The 13,784-nt window shown below is 45.8% G+C and carries 12 protein-coding genes and 1 tRNA gene; 7 read left to right on the top strand and 6 right to left on the bottom strand.

The genetic code is table 11. The annotated features are described in order from the left end of the window. Positions 1-42: 42 nt before the first annotated feature. The 5 genes from ACT3UM_RS11195 to ACT3UM_RS11175 all read right to left on the bottom strand — a co-directional run bounded on the left by ACT3UM_RS11195 (position 43) and on the right by ACT3UM_RS11175 (position 6,866). Entirely contained in the window at positions 43-504 is a 462-nt protein-coding gene (locus tag ACT3UM_RS11195) for a ComF family protein (RefSeq protein ID WP_498898796.1), read from the bottom strand. Positions 505-852: 348 nt separating this feature from the next. After that, complete coding sequence (locus ACT3UM_RS11190) at positions 853-2,199, bottom strand: phospholipase D-like domain-containing protein (protein WP_498898794.1); 1,347 nt, start codon at positions 2,197-2,199, stop codon at positions 853-855. 142 nt (positions 2,200-2,341) lie between these two features. Further along, the gene (gene gapS6b, locus ACT3UM_RS11185) at positions 2,342-5,746 is read right to left on the bottom strand and encodes a GapS6b family protein (RefSeq protein WP_498898792.1); all 3,405 of its coding nucleotides are present in this window, start codon (positions 5,744-5,746) and stop codon (positions 2,342-2,344) included. Between the two features lie 15 nt (positions 5,747-5,761). Beyond that, the gene (locus ACT3UM_RS11180) at positions 5,762-6,100 is read right to left on the bottom strand and encodes a hypothetical protein (protein ID WP_498898790.1); all 339 of its coding nucleotides are present in this window, start codon (positions 6,098-6,100) and stop codon (positions 5,762-5,764) included. A 154-nt stretch (positions 6,101-6,254) separates the two neighbouring features. Beyond that, positions 6,255-6,866, bottom strand: coding sequence for a ComFC family protein (locus tag ACT3UM_RS11175; protein ID WP_498898788.1), 612 nt, complete (start codon positions 6,864-6,866; stop codon positions 6,255-6,257). Between the two features lie 83 nt (positions 6,867-6,949). On the opposite strand from ACT3UM_RS11175, the gene ACT3UM_RS11170 reads away from it, so the two are divergent. The 3 genes from ACT3UM_RS11170 to ACT3UM_RS11160 all read left to right on the top strand — a co-directional run bounded on the left by ACT3UM_RS11170 (position 6,950) and on the right by ACT3UM_RS11160 (position 9,028). Then, positions 6,950-7,034: transfer RNA gene (locus ACT3UM_RS11170), tRNA-Leu, on the top strand. Between the two features lie 326 nt (positions 7,035-7,360). Further along, complete coding sequence (locus ACT3UM_RS11165; RefSeq protein WP_498898787.1) at positions 7,361-7,990, top strand: hypothetical protein; 630 nt, start codon at positions 7,361-7,363, stop codon at positions 7,988-7,990. A gap of 51 nt (positions 7,991-8,041) precedes the next feature. Then, a complete protein-coding gene (locus ACT3UM_RS11160) occupies positions 8,042-9,028 on the top strand; it encodes a hypothetical protein (protein WP_498898785.1) in 987 nt (328 codons plus the stop codon). A gap of 111 nt (positions 9,029-9,139) precedes the next feature. Here the strand turns inward: ACT3UM_RS11160 and ACT3UM_RS11155 are convergent, their stop codons facing one another. Continuing rightward, a complete protein-coding gene (locus tag ACT3UM_RS11155) occupies positions 9,140-9,901 on the bottom strand; it encodes an SDR family oxidoreductase (protein WP_498898784.1) in 762 nt (253 codons plus the stop codon). A 182-nt stretch (positions 9,902-10,083) separates the two neighbouring features. Between ACT3UM_RS11155 and ACT3UM_RS11150 the strand changes: the two genes are divergently transcribed. The 4 genes from ACT3UM_RS11150 to ACT3UM_RS11135 all read left to right on the top strand — a co-directional run bounded on the left by ACT3UM_RS11150 (position 10,084) and on the right by ACT3UM_RS11135 (position 13,768). Continuing rightward, positions 10,084-10,569, top strand: coding sequence for an FxsA family protein (locus tag ACT3UM_RS11150; protein ID WP_498898782.1), 486 nt, complete (start codon positions 10,084-10,086; stop codon positions 10,567-10,569). Positions 10,570-10,803: 234 nt separating this feature from the next. Further along, positions 10,804-11,097 carry a co-chaperone GroES gene (locus tag ACT3UM_RS11145; RefSeq protein WP_027959273.1) on the top strand — a complete coding sequence of 98 codons (294 nt, stop codon included), beginning with the start codon at positions 10,804-10,806 and terminating at the stop codon, positions 11,095-11,097. 85 nt (positions 11,098-11,182) lie between these two features. Beyond that, a complete protein-coding gene (gene groL, locus ACT3UM_RS11140) occupies positions 11,183-12,826 on the top strand; it encodes a chaperonin GroEL (RefSeq protein WP_498898779.1) in 1,644 nt (547 codons plus the stop codon). Between the two features lie 207 nt (positions 12,827-13,033). Continuing rightward, positions 13,034-13,768: an RNA methyltransferase gene (locus ACT3UM_RS11135; protein ID WP_144812313.1), complete on the top strand. Its 735-nt coding sequence runs from the start codon at positions 13,034-13,036 to the stop codon at positions 13,766-13,768. Positions 13,769-13,784: the final 16 nt, after the last annotated feature.

Here is a 13,784-nt window from a genome sequence, read left to right as displayed (position 1 = left end):
GAACATTACATCTGGGATAATCACCACATTCGCGGTGATGCTTCAACTCGTGCCAAGCGGTGTCCGTGCAACGGCCCAAATATCGACGCGCTGCGCACCTGCTTTGAGCGCAGCAGTAGCCAGCGCATTTCCGGTAGAACCGGTAGTAACAACATCATCGATGATTAATAAATGCGCCGGAGGCGGTGATTCAAATACAAAGGCGTTCGTCAGGTTGGCAGCCCGTTGACGTCGGTTCAACGTGCGCTGGGAGGGGGCATCCTTTACTCGCTTGGCAGTCACCATTGGTACTCCAAGCTGTCCGCTGAGCTGTTCCGTCAGCCAGTGAGAGTGGTTGAACCCTCGTGTGCGGGCATGTGTAGCGGTCATAGGTACCGGCAATAGTGCGTCACTCTGGGTCACCGGCGGAGTTAACAGCATCAGTTCAGCTAATAGTGTGCCCGCCCTCGGAGAGGCATAGAATTTAAAATCATGCACTAGCTGTTTAATAGGCCCTTGATACAACAGACACGCCTGAGTGGTAGAAAATGCCGGTGGCTCAATTAGGCAGTGCCCACACAAGCTCGTACCATGGGCGACAGGTTCAGCGCATTGACGGCAGGCATACAGGTTCCACGGCAGCTCGCACAAACAGGTTGCGCACCACCCTTGCCCCGCTGATGCCGGTGACAAGCAAAATGAACAATAGCCAGGCAAGCCACCCTTGAGCCATCGATTAATGAAAGAGACCCATCGATGCATTTTTCCGTACCCTCTTAGCAACCCACTCCTCTATTAAAAATCTTCAGGGTGTTATAGGGTTTCTTGGGCAATATGTTCATCAGTAATTTCCTTAAAAACAATATTATGCTTCTAGTGGATTTTAACATCATACCCAAGAGCCCTAAGCCCCTTACTCGTTCTACCATTTCTAGGCGGACATAGCTCAGGTCTTGCCCATCCTGTCATTTCAGATATCTGGTTGATGCCAAAATGCGGGAACTTCCGCCTCTCGTTATAAGCAGCTTCAAATAGCCTATCTACAATATCTTCTGGCTTGCCTGAGTCCATGACATAAACCAGCAATTCCTTGATGGTTTGCCCCGACTGATTCTTCTTCGCCCACAACCATTCTGCAAAGACTTCGACTCGCTCATCTAAGGAAGTATGAGCATCATCAATGCCTAAAACGGCTAACCTCATACGTTTAACGTGATCAGCGGTCGAGTGATTCGCCTTACAGACCTCGGCAAACCCTTCAACATTCAATTGACCGATTTCCTCTTTTGCGAGCAATTTATATATGATGGGAGCACGACGGTGGCAGTTATCATCTTCATATGATGGTGGCTCTGGAAGCATTGACCACCACTGAATGCCAGCTTGCAAGGCTTTCGCGGGATCGGCTTTATTGTAGCTATAGAAGTCTTCGTAGGGGTGTTTTGCCCCATCTCTCACTTCGTTGTGGTAGTAGGCATGTAAAAACTGGTCAGCTTGCCATTCAGCAGGCACATCTTCATTGAGCCATGCAGGGCGGTATTGTGGTGCCTGTTTGGCGATATTTCGGAGATACGATAGGCCATCGCCCCACTCCCTGATGAAACGGGTTCTGTGGGCATCATAGGCTTTCTCAGGGGTAATATGTGTAGCAGGCCCTTCCCACACTTTATGTTTTCTTTCCTTCAGGCTAGCCTCGTCTAAATCCTTCAGCTTATTTTTTCTTAGCTTATATAGCTTTTTTTGCTCAATAATGATCTCTTCCGATAATGGAAAAACTTCTTCATAGGAAGCTAAATTTTCAAAAAAAGATTCTAACTGAGCAAGAGAATCATCCACTGACAGATCGTCTTCGCTAAGGAATACACCGAATTCAATATTTGTAACCCAAGCTCTGTCGGTCAGATTGGCAGATCCTATGTATGCCCCGTACCCCTTCCACCAAATAACCTTGGAATGGAGAATATCGGGGACTAAATTACAAAAAATATTGTTCCCAATATTTGCCAGCAATATTCGTAAAAGATTAGGTGAAACGGGAACGGTATGGTCATACCGCATCCAGATATCTAGCCGAAGCTCGTTATCAAGACAGTTTTGGAGAAGAGTAGATGCATCGCTACCGTAGGCTATAGCAGCTTTAACAGACTCTACATTGCTATCTTTTGGTGGTAATACGTCACGTAGGTAATTACCATTTAGTTTGTTACCAAAAAAAATCATTGAATTCCTTCTTCTATTTTTTATCGATGAAAATGGGTCTAATTATAAGCTATACCCAAAATAGATATTTAAGATAACGATTTCGCTAGAGCAAGCATTATTTCTTAATATTATCGATATGTGTCTCCAGAGTCGATATAAATTATTCGACAGCATCATAAGAAACATTATTTTCCTGATGCAAATATTTAAGCACCATACTACCATCTAGAAAATGGCCAGAAATAAAATTATTATATATAGGATCTAATATTTTTAGATCAACACCCGCCTCACGTGCTTTTATTAAAGAATAGCGAATAGATTGAGCTAATTTGAACTCAGCGGTATACCTATTTTTCCGTGATATTTGAAGTCTGAATACTGTATTCAGTAAAGAAATTGCTGACTGAACTACAGAAGGCAGGCTGTTTCTCTCTAGTTTAAATGCAACATATAACGGCATTCCATCCAGACAGTAATTTAGACCTTCATCTTCAAGAATAGCAGCCTGGTGTATCATAAGTATTTTTTTCAAAATGGTAAGACTTAAAGCATTAAATTCAAACAGCAGGCTGAGCAAATCCTCATTGTGTACAGGGAAAGGCAAACCACTAAATGCATGTAAATTTAACCCATTTATTTTTTTGCTTAATGTAGTATTCTTGGACAATTTTGAAGCAAAAATATGCATTGGATAAACATCAATGTCATACCTCGAAACAAGACTTCCTATGGCATTATCTATTGTCAGCCATGGGAGACTGACTGAATGTGCAGCAATGATTGTATGTATTACTGAATCATCTATCCCGCCCTTTAAGAAATTAAGATCACGAGGGAAGTCTTCTTCCAGCATATCATTGTTTTCAATTTCTTTTACAGACTTCAAAATTTTATCAAGCCCTTCTAAAAACACACCAAATTCTCTTTCAATATCTTTAGCCAACGTTCTTAAAAATCTACCATCACTATTCACCGCAATTGTCATATAATCTGCTGACGTGATAGTTTCACGATAATTTTTTATAATAAGACTGGTTTCTTCTGTGACATAAAAATCTGTTTCACAAAAGCTTTCCGCAATGCCAGTGAGAGCTACGTAAATGATTGTATAAGCATCAGTAATAAATTTTATCGGCGGTGCAGCTAGCTTTTCTACAGGCAAAATCATTTTTACTATTGAGGCATCAATAAATAATTCAAATGCAGCTTTTGCAGGCTCTTTAGAGTTAATTGATTTCCCTTTCATTAAAAGCGGTATATTTGGATCTCCAAATACATCTGGCTTTTTCTCTGGTGAAAACTTTTTAAGCACACTTCCCATATATTCTAATAGATCTTTTCCATTCTCTGGGACTTTTAACATGTAAAAAGAGTCACCGCCGTCATTTATTTCATGCCTTATTGTGCAAGAAATTTGAAAAGCAGCTACATAGGGGGGCATTTTTTTATGTAATGTTAAACCATTTACTAAACCATCATCCGTTTCTCCTTCATTAAGGCTGAGCAAGGCTTTACCTAAATTGGTATCAGCATGAACTACGTATTGATTTGAAGAATACTTGTAATTATCAATTACAATAACTCTTCTGCGGTTATCCATTTGTGAAAACTCAAAACCAGATATTGAGCTTCCTACATCTTTATAACTTGGCTCTAATTCTTTAGAACTTACTCTTGAGATAGTATGACCAAAGTGAAGATCGGTAATTATTTTTGATGCTTTGACCGGATCGCGAAGAAACAAATTCACTGCTATTTTTTCAACCTTGCTAAACCTTACAAAATGATACATCAGTGCTAGCAGTTGAATGGAATCTTCATCATCAATATCAATTACAGAAATATCAATATTATCTAAAAAGGCTTCAATATTGTCTGATTTATCGAAAGTTAATAAAATTCTGGCTTTCTGAAGTAGAAAGCTTGTTGAATTTGGTTCAAGACCAAGAGCTCGATTAATGGATTTTAAAGAATCAGGGGCCTGCTTCTTATTTGCCTGAAAATGTGCCTTAACAGACCAATAAAAACTTGATTCTTGAGCATCTGCATGAAGTTTATTTAAAACAATTTGAAAGCTTTTAAATTGATTTCCATTATACAAAGCAATCAAATATTCTTTCATTATTGGTGATAACCAAGGATCATTTAAGGGCAATATCGGTTCTAATATACTGCATGAATCAATGTAGAGATCATGCCTATGCAGGTTCCTAACCAATTTTTCTAACAGCCAGGGATTGATTACTCTAAAATCTCCATCATTATTGTAAAAATCTTGAATTAAACTAGGTATTTTTCTTTTGTATCCAAAATGCAAAGTGCTTGATGCTGAATACAACAATAATTTAACAAAAGACTTAGTAGCATCATCACCTCCTAATATAAAAATCTCATCTTCTTTTGCTATCAATTTATCAATTACACTTTTATCAAGGTATTCAATTACCAATAATATATCAGTTATTTCTAGCTCTTGAGATGAAAGTACCTTGCCCCTAAGCTCATCTCGCCTCGCTCCACTTTCTCTAAGAAGAAAGCCTTGTCTTATATCATCACTCAAATAACTATAATCTTCTTTCTCAGTTGCATATAAAAAAGCAGCAAACTCAGGGAAGTCATTCGCCCATTTCTCAATATATTTCCAACAAGCATTGTTTAACCCTTGACTTGCTGAAGAAGAATAAGTCAAAATAGGAACAGCAAGGCTGTATAATCTCTTATCTTTCCCTTCGGCGTTATCTATTAAAGTAGCAACTTCCTCGCTAATTTTAACTATTTTATCTTTTAGACTTTTTTCAATAAACCAAAATCCTCTTCCGTCTAAATCATTACCAATTTCAACACTTATTGATTGTAAATATACAACTTCTGTTTCGTAACCACCAAAATCTCTCTTAGCTTTTTCCGCAAGCTTAAGTGCCCCCCTGCTATTCTCATTTCTTAGAAAACCTTTTATTACTGCTAGTATTTCTATATCGCTATTAAATGAGCTATTAGCTTCAACCTCTAATTCTTCATCAACTGCCAAAAACTCAAAATATTGGCATTTAGATAAAAAACCTGGATTGCTTTCATTTTTATAAACTTCTATAGCACCTTCTTTATTTTTTTGTAGCAGCCTTAATCTAATCATGGCTGCTAAGAACATATCTTTATCTTTAGAAGAGTCTGATTCTGCAAAAGCTCTAGAAATTCTAGGATGAACAATCTCTGCTTCTGAAGAATCTGTTAAGTCAGAAATTAGCTTTAAAGCTTCTAAATAGGGCTGTGATTCTTTGCCAATTCTACCGATACTCTCAATAGCCTTTATACTATTTCTTGCATTAGGAAAATCCCCTTTCCCGACATCATTAAAAATATCTATAGATAAACTCTTAAGCTCATCGGGCATTAAATCTTTTAACTCATATTTATTACCAGCAACATTATCACCATTGCCATTATGTAGTTGGTTGTGTGATGTGTTTTCAAGTGCATAACTATTGCCAGAAACATTATCTCCTGTAATGTTTTTTCTCTCCCCAAATAGCGAGTGAGTCATTTTTATAATATTTTTAAACACAACCATTTCCTTTTGTTAACAAATTTTATCGCCACCAACATTATCACCTGAACCGTAATGATACTGATTAGTCGTATTACCTACGCTTTCGGTTTTAATACTATTCAGTGCTTTTACTAACTCAGGAGACTCCTCCATTCTTTTAATAATCCCCTTTTCACTTAAATCTTCCAAATCTACACTTTGGTCTAGCTTGACTAGCTCATCAGCGATGTGATCAAGCTTGCTCTGTTCTTCATTGACTGCTTTGGCAAGCTCGCTCACGAAGTAAGCTCTTGTAAGGGATAGTCCTTTTTTTGTGCTTTCGTAAACAATATTGGCAACGACCCCAGCCACAACACTTTCTATCACCATGATTTGCTCCCATTTGTATGCTCAAATGTCATGAATTCATCTTAGGCTTCTTTTATTACCACTGCAATCCGTTCTGCCTTCAACGATAAACCATAAGCAATTGAAAATAATACTAAAATATAGAGAGATTGGTTTCAGTACAGAGTGTTGTGCCTTAGGTATCGGACGTTACATCATCAATTATTAGCAAATGCGCCGGGGGCGGTGATTCAAATACAAAAGCGCCCGATAAGTTGGCAGCCCGCTGGCGGCGATTCAAGGTGCGCTGAGAGGGTGAGTTTTTTATCCGTTTGGCAGATAGCATTTGAATTCCAAGCTGGCGGCTAAGCTGTTCGGCCAACCAGTACGATTGGTTAAACCCTCGCGTACGTGCATGTATAGGGGTCATAGGCACCGATAGCAGTGCGTCCCCCAGGGCCATCGGCGGGGTTAACAGCATCAATTCAGCTAATAACATGCCCGCTCGCGGAGAAGCCTGAAATTTAAAATCATGCACCAGCTGCTTAATCGCCCCTTGATACAGCAGCCCTGCCCGGGTAGTTGAAAATAACGGTGGATTTATTAAGCAGTGCCCACACAAGCTTGCTCCATGCGTGACAGGGTCGCCGCACTGACGGCAGGCATGTCGGTTCCACGGCAGCTCATCTAAACAGGTTGCGCACCACCCTTGCCCCGCTAAAGCCGGGGCCAGGCAAAATGCGCAGTAGCCAGGCATGGCCTGCTTGATCCAATGTCCTCCCCGCTGTAGCCACTGCTTTAATGCCATGCCCTCTCCTTACGGCTAGCTGCATAAATATCAAATCATTGATTGACTTACACCAAAAAATTGATACTATACGTCTCGTCTTAGCGGATGTGGTGGAATTGGTAGACACGCTAGATTTAGGTTCTAGTGCCGTAAGGTGTGGGAGTTCGAGTCTCCCCATCCGCACCAATTACTTGTTGGTTTTCAAGATATTAGAGTTACCCTACCCTCTTAAATTAGTGATTATATAGCCTGTATCAGGCATTATATTGCTAGATTTTTATCAGCATCATTCCCCTCAAATTTAAAAAACATAAATGGCTTATTGCCATGCTTTTTTGTGCTTGTCACATCTGCTAAATTTATTTCTATTCCCGCTGACTTGCCCCTGCTTTTCCGCTAGTCTCTATGCTAAATAATGCTTCGAAAAACGCGCCGAGGCTTCCCTATATGGCTATTGCCTTAATGACCCTCTAAAAACATTATCGCTAATAACATGAGAAGGATCTCACATAATGGAATGGCTCAACGATAACGCTCAAGCAATTTCAGCTGTATCAAGCATTTGCACGCTTTTTGTATGGGTATTTTACGCCCAGTTGCTCTATAACGGCTATGTACGGCAGCGCCGTCCTCGCGTGATTATTAACCGCGGCAGGGGAATTGGCATGGACGCTATCTGCTTAATCAGCAATATGAGCAGTGAAGCGATCTATGTACAGCACTTGGTAGCGGTCCTGCACATTCAACAACGCAGCTACTCTCTGGATGTAGTCGAGTACCAGCAGCATGGTGGCAAACAACAAGAAGCCGACTATCGCACCCATCAAGGCCCGCTGGCTTCCGGGGATTATCTGAATATTCAATCTTTTGGCGATATTGTGGATCAGGTTAAAGGTTATTGGGAAATCGATGATAATCTACTGCAAGAGCAGAATATCCAGCTTGAAATTCGCGTTATCGCTATTTATGGCTCCGAGGATATGCCCACCGGCGCATCGCGAACCTTTAACCTTGACTTGAACGCATCACCCAATCACCAGCTTATCCCGGCGAGCGTCGATACGGATCGACTCAATAACCGAGGCCAACGTAAGCGTGTTCTAGAGTGGGCGAAAGAGATCGAGACCCACAAAGCACGTTGAAACCACACTATGACTCAACGGCGACGCGCCCCACTACTGAGAATATCGACGATGCATAAACTTGTGACCCTCTGCTGGCTGGGCATACTCACTTCGCTATCGGCGAATGTGCATGCCGAAGAGGAAGATAGCGACCTACCCGAGTGGGCAGAAGAGCGCATTGAGCCGTTTCGTGAAAGCGTGGGCAACTGGGTAGATAACACGTCGCGCCGCATTGATGGATTCTTTGGCACTGACGACCATATGCAGGTCAACAACGAGTCTTATCTGCGCTTCGGCCAAGAGATTGATTGGATGGAGGGGGATGGCACCCGCGGCGACACCACCCTTCGTTACCGTATTGATCTACCTACCTCAGAGGATCGCCTGCGACTGGTCATCGAGAGCGATCCTGAAGAGTCACAAGGCACCCTGGAAGAGCAAGGTTCTGGACGCCTTGCCAATGACCAGCGTGACCGTCGTAGCTCTACGCTTGGCTTGGATTGGCTGGAAAGCCGCGATAAACGTGAAAACTGGAGTAATCGAGTAGGTGCCGGTGTTCGCCTGCGCCTCCCTCTTGACCCCTATGTACGTTTTACTAGCGAGCGCCTCTGGCAACTGGGTGAAGGGCCATGGCAGCTTGAGTCGAATAACCGTGTTTCATGGTTCAACAATGAAGGCTACTCAGCACGCACACGCTGGGATATCGGTCGACCGCTGAGCGAACGCCGCCACTTACGCTTTATCTCGACAGTTCAGTGGCGCGAGGAGGAAGACAAGCTGGAGTACAGTGAAGTTGCCGAAATCAATCACCGCATCAACAGCCGAAGCGCACTGCGCTACTCGGCGATCGCCATCGGCGAAAGTGCGTCCAACCCGCGTATGACCAATTACTTCCTTCAGACGCGTTACCGGCGCGATCTTCATAAAGGTATCTTATTTGCCGATGTGATTCCGGAGCTACACTTCCAGCGCGATGTCAGCTATGACCCACGCTGGGCGATGACCCTGCGCCTTGAAATGTACTTTCAGCGCAAAATTAACCGCGATTACTTTTAAGCGTTATGTACAGATGAGTGCATTCACGAACTCCTCTAGACACGCAACGCGGGCGGCTTTTTAGAGCCGCCCATCGATGCAACATACCGTTGTGTTACTACGACAATAAAGCTACAGGCGTAAACCGCCGTCACACTCAATGATACGTCCAGTAAAGTAGTCGTTCTCAATAATAAAGGCGGCGCTTTGGGCAATATTATCGGGCTCGCCCAAACGCTTTAACGGCACGCTTGACGAAATACGCTCCAACATATCAGGGCGCATCGCAGCGGTCATTTCGGTCGCTACAAACCCAGGCGCCACGGTGCCGGTACGAATACCATAGCGAGCCAACTCCTGACTCCAAGTTACTGTCAGCGCATGCACGCCCGCTTTAGCGGCAGCGTAGTTGCTTTGCCCCATATTGCCCGCCCGGGAAATACTCGAGATATTGACGATCACGCCTTCATGTCCGGCTTCAATCATCTGAGTGGCGGCTTCGCGACCACATAGGAAAACGCCGGTTAAATTGACATTAATAACGTTTTGCCAAGCTTCTAAGGACATGCGTTTTTCCACTTGTCCCTCTTTTGCCTTTACCAACAGCGCATCTTGGGTAATACCCGCATTATTGATACAGCCGCTTATCGGCCCCATGCGTTGCGCGATATCGGCAAACGCCTGAGTCACGGAAGCCTCTTCGGCGACATTCACCACAAACGCCTGGGCATCGACACCTTCAGCGGAGAGCTGCGATACCGCCTGATCAAGCGCTTCAGCGCTCATATCCAATAGCGCCATGCGTGCGCCCTGCTTGCCCAACCGGAGCGCCATGGCATACCCCAACCCACGCGCCCCACCCGTGACCGCAATTACTTTATCGTTAAGTACCATTCGTGACTCCTTACAGCGGATTAAACCAGCATCATTGTGCACTGCAGCATAGAAGAATTATTGACATAAATCGAGCTCCATCAGCGCTGAAATACGCCATGCCAGCTGCTTGCTATTTATATTTATGTCACCATATTACGCAATTACGACGGTTTTCGAGTCGCTTTTGCTAGGAGTTAGCCATGCCAATCCTTATTTTTATATCACTCTTTACGCTACTTGATTTTGTGGTTCTGTTTTCGATTGGCAGCCAGATTGGCCTGCTCACGACGCTACTCTTGGTGCTCGGCACCGGCTTTGTCGGGCTACACCTGATTCGCAAAGAGGGTGTCTCCACGTTTGCCCGGGCACGCCAGCGCATGCAGGCCGGTGAAATCCCTTCCAGTGAGCTATTAACCGGCGCTGCGCTTATCTTTGGCGGCGCCTTATTAATGGCCCCAGGCTTTTTGTCTGATGCGCTAGGCTTGGCGTGTTTAATTCCCAGCGCACGCCAACTGATGTTCAAGGCCCTAACCTGGCTGGGGCTTAAAAAAATTGCCGGGCAGCAGCAAGGCCCGAGTGATCCATCAGGCCGGACTAATGAAAATCAAAACGGCCAATCGTCACAACAGGACGGCCCGATTGAGGGGGATTTTATCAGTCGAGACGAGCCCCGACGCCGTCGTTAAGGTTTCCCACGGTAGAAAATCAACGAAAAAGCAATTTTTTATTACCCGCCCCCTTGAAAGGTCATCCGCAGCCCCCATTTTTCATCCAGCACACAAATTCGGCGGCGATCTGAACGGTAGCTGCCATTAACAATGAAGACTGTGAGGTCTTCACTTCTCGCGGGTTAATCCCTCGAGAACACTTTTTAGCTAACCGCCCTTATCAGGGCTTCAACCATACTCAGGAGAACGTGAATGAATATCCGTCCTTTGCACGATCGTGTCATCGTCCGTCGCGTTGAAGAAGAGCAAAAAACCGCAGGCGGCATCGTGCTTCCGGGCAATGCAGCAGAAAAACCGACACGCGGTGAAATACTCGCCGTCGGTAATGGTCGCATTCTGGAAAATGGCGATGTCCGTCCGCTAGACGTTAAGGTTGGCGATAACGTGATCTTTAAAGATGGCTATGGCGTCGAGAAGCAAAAAATCGACGGCGAAGAAGTCTTGATCATGAGCGAAGCCGATATTCTTGCCGTTGTTGAAGGCTAAGCATCGTTGCAGCTGGTACTTATTTAACCAGTGCTTCGACTATTTACTTTCACGTTTTTGCATTCAATATTAGGAAGTAGCAGATATGTCAGCTAAACAAGTTAAGTTCTCCGATGATGCTCGTAAACGCATGGCCCGTGGCGTCGACGTTCTCGCCAACGCGGTAAAAGTTACCCTCGGCCCGAAAGGCCGTAACGTGGTACTGGAAAAATCCTTCGGCTCCCCCACCGTTACTAAAGACGGTGTTTCTGTCGCCAAAGAGATCGAACTGAAAGACAAGTTCGAAAACATGGGCGCCCAGATGGTGAAAGAAGTCGCTTCACAGACTTCTGATGCTGCAGGTGACGGTACGACTACCGCTACTGTTCTGGCCCAGGCCATTATCGCTGAAGGCCTGAAAGGCGTAACAGCGGGTATGAACCCGATGGATCTTAAGCGCGGCATCGACCAAGCGGTCAACGCTGCTGTTAAAGAGATCAAAGCCATGTCGGTACCGTGCACCGACACCAAGTCGATTGCTCAGGTAGGTACTATCTCTGCTAACGGCGACAAGCGCATCGGTGAAATCATCGCCGAAGCGATGGAAAAAGTCGGCAAAGAAGGCGTCATCACCGTTGATGAAGGCCGTGGCTTTGAAGACGAGCTGGAAGTCGTTGAAGGTATGCAGTTTGATCGCGGCTACCTCTCGCCTTACTTCGTCACCAACCAGGACACCATGACGGTTGAACTGGAAGATCCTTACATCCTGTTAGTGGATAAGAAGATCTCCAACATCCGTGAGCTGCTGCCGGTTCTCGAAGCCGTTGCTAAACAAGGCAAGCCGCTGGCCATCATCGCTGAAGATATCGAAGGCGAAGCCCTGGCAACGCTGGTTGTTAACAACATGCGCGGTATCGTTAAAGTAGCCGCTGCTAAAGCACCGGGCTTCGGCGACCGTCGTAAATCCATGCTGCAGGATATCGCTATCCTGACCAACGGCACGGTCATCTCTGAAGAAGTCGGTCTAACGCTTGAGCAGGCTAACCTGGATCACCTGGGTACCGCTAAGCGTATGACCATGTCGAAAGAGAACACCACCATCATCGATGGCGCTGGTGCAGAAAGCGATATCGAAGCACGCGTTAACCAGATCCGCGCGCAAATCGAAGACACCTCTTCGGATTACGACAAAGAGAAGCTGCAAGAGCGCGTTGCCAAACTGGCAGGCGGTGTTGCCGTTATCCGCGTCGGTGCTGCCACCGAAGTGGAAATGAAAGAGAAGAAAGCCCGCGTTGAAGACGCCCTGCACTCTACTCGTGCAGCCGTTGAAGAAGGCGTCGTACCTGGTGGCGGTACCGCACTGGTTCGCGTTATGGCAAAAGTACAAGGCCTGACGGGCGATAACGAAGACCAGAACCACGGTATCAACATGGCGCTACGCGCTATGCAGTCTCCGCTTCGTCAAATCGTTGCTAACGCCGGTGAAGAGCCCGCTGTGGTCATCAACCGCGTGAAAGATGAAACCGGCAACTTCGGTTATAACGCTCAAACCGGTGAATATGGCGACCTGTTCGAAATGGGCGTTCTAGATCCGGCGAAAGTTACCCGTACTGCGCTGCAGTCCGCTGGTTCGGTTGCCGGTCTAATGATCACCACCGAGTGCATGATCGCTGAAGATCCGGAAGAGAAAGACTCAGCCCCCGATATGGGTGGCATGGGCGGAATGGGTGGCATGGGCGGCATGATGTAATGCACCCCTGAGCCCTCTGCTCAAGACTGCTAGCTGCTTGTTACTAGCTGACAAAGCAGTCACCAACAACCCCGCCTCGTGCGGGGTTGTTGCGTTTTGAAAGGTCACCATACTCATAGTAACCCAATGTCTCCTTGCACCATTGCTTAGAGCGAACGTGGTACTATCAGCGCGGATTTTTATAAGGCTATAGGGCGAAATCAGCGCATGTTGCAGCATATCCGTATCGTACTCGTTCAGACCTTCCACCCCGGCAACATCGGCGCAGCGGCACGGGCCATGAAAACCATGGGCTTAACCGAGCTGGTATTGGTTAATCCCCGCCTGTTTCCCGATGAAGAAGCGACCCGCCTAGCGGCAGGCGCCACTGATGTACTGGAGAGCGCCCGCGTGGTGAACTCGCTGGAGGAAGCCGTTAACGATTGCGTTCAGGTAGTCGGTGCCAGCGCGCGATTACGTAGCCTACCCTTGCCCCATTTTGACGAACCCGATGATATGGCGGCAGACGTCATTCAGAATGCGCAAACGGCGCCGGTAGCGCTAGTGTTTGGGCGTGAACGCTCGGGGCTGACTAACGATGAGATTCGCTGTTGCACGCACCAAGTCAGCATTCCCGCCAATCCTGATTACGGTATTCTGAATTTATCCCAGGCGGTACAGATACTGGCTTACGAAGTGCACCGCGCCTGGCGTAAAGGTGAGGAGAGCGGCTTTGCTTACCAGCGCCCACTGGAGGCAACGCCGCCCAGCCGCGAACAGTTCTTACACTTTCAAGCGCACTTGGGGCGTTTAATGCAGGAGAGTGGCTTTTTAACCCAGCCCCACGCCCGCACCGAAGAACAGTTGCAGGCACTCTTCGCTCGTGCTCAACCCAGCCGCAAAGAGCTTTCGCTCCTTCGGGGGCTATTAAGCGCGTTTGAAAGCCATCTGCCTAAACAGTGAAGTATTGAATAGCGAT

It is taken from the genome of Halomonas sp. AOP13-D3-9 (genome assembly GCF_052379125.1).
Classification (GTDB): domain Bacteria; phylum Pseudomonadota; class Gammaproteobacteria; order Pseudomonadales; family Halomonadaceae; genus Vreelandella.
Note: the sequence above shows the minus strand (reverse complement) of the source record. Positions and strands in the feature narration are given on the sequence as shown.

Excerpts from the sequence above, each read along its gene's own strand:
- ACT3UM_RS11190 (WP_498898794.1), bottom strand. The coding sequence starts at position 2,199 with ATGATTTTTTTTGGTAACAAACTAAATGGTAATTACCTACGTGACGTA.
- ACT3UM_RS11180 (WP_498898790.1), bottom strand. The coding sequence starts at position 6,100 with ATGGTGATAGAAAGTGTTGTGGCTGGGGTCGTTGCCAATATTGTTTAC.
- ACT3UM_RS11175 (WP_498898788.1), bottom strand. The coding sequence starts at position 6,866 with ATGGCATTAAAGCAGTGGCTACAGCGGGGAGGACATTGGATCAAGCAG.
- ACT3UM_RS11165 (WP_498898787.1), top strand. The coding sequence starts at position 7,361 with ATGGAATGGCTCAACGATAACGCTCAAGCAATTTCAGCTGTATCAAGC.
- ACT3UM_RS11160 (WP_498898785.1), top strand. The coding sequence starts at position 8,042 with ATGCATAAACTTGTGACCCTCTGCTGGCTGGGCATACTCACTTCGCTA.
- ACT3UM_RS11155 (WP_498898784.1), bottom strand. The coding sequence starts at position 9,901 with ATGGTACTTAACGATAAAGTAATTGCGGTCACGGGTGGGGCGCGTGGG.
- ACT3UM_RS11150 (WP_498898782.1), top strand. The coding sequence starts at position 10,084 with ATGCCAATCCTTATTTTTATATCACTCTTTACGCTACTTGATTTTGTG.
- ACT3UM_RS11145 (WP_027959273.1), top strand. The coding sequence starts at position 10,804 with ATGAATATCCGTCCTTTGCACGATCGTGTCATCGTCCGTCGCGTTGAA.
- groL (WP_498898779.1), top strand. The coding sequence starts at position 11,183 with ATGTCAGCTAAACAAGTTAAGTTCTCCGATGATGCTCGTAAACGCATG.
- ACT3UM_RS11135 (WP_144812313.1), top strand. The coding sequence starts at position 13,034 with ATGTTGCAGCATATCCGTATCGTACTCGTTCAGACCTTCCACCCCGGC.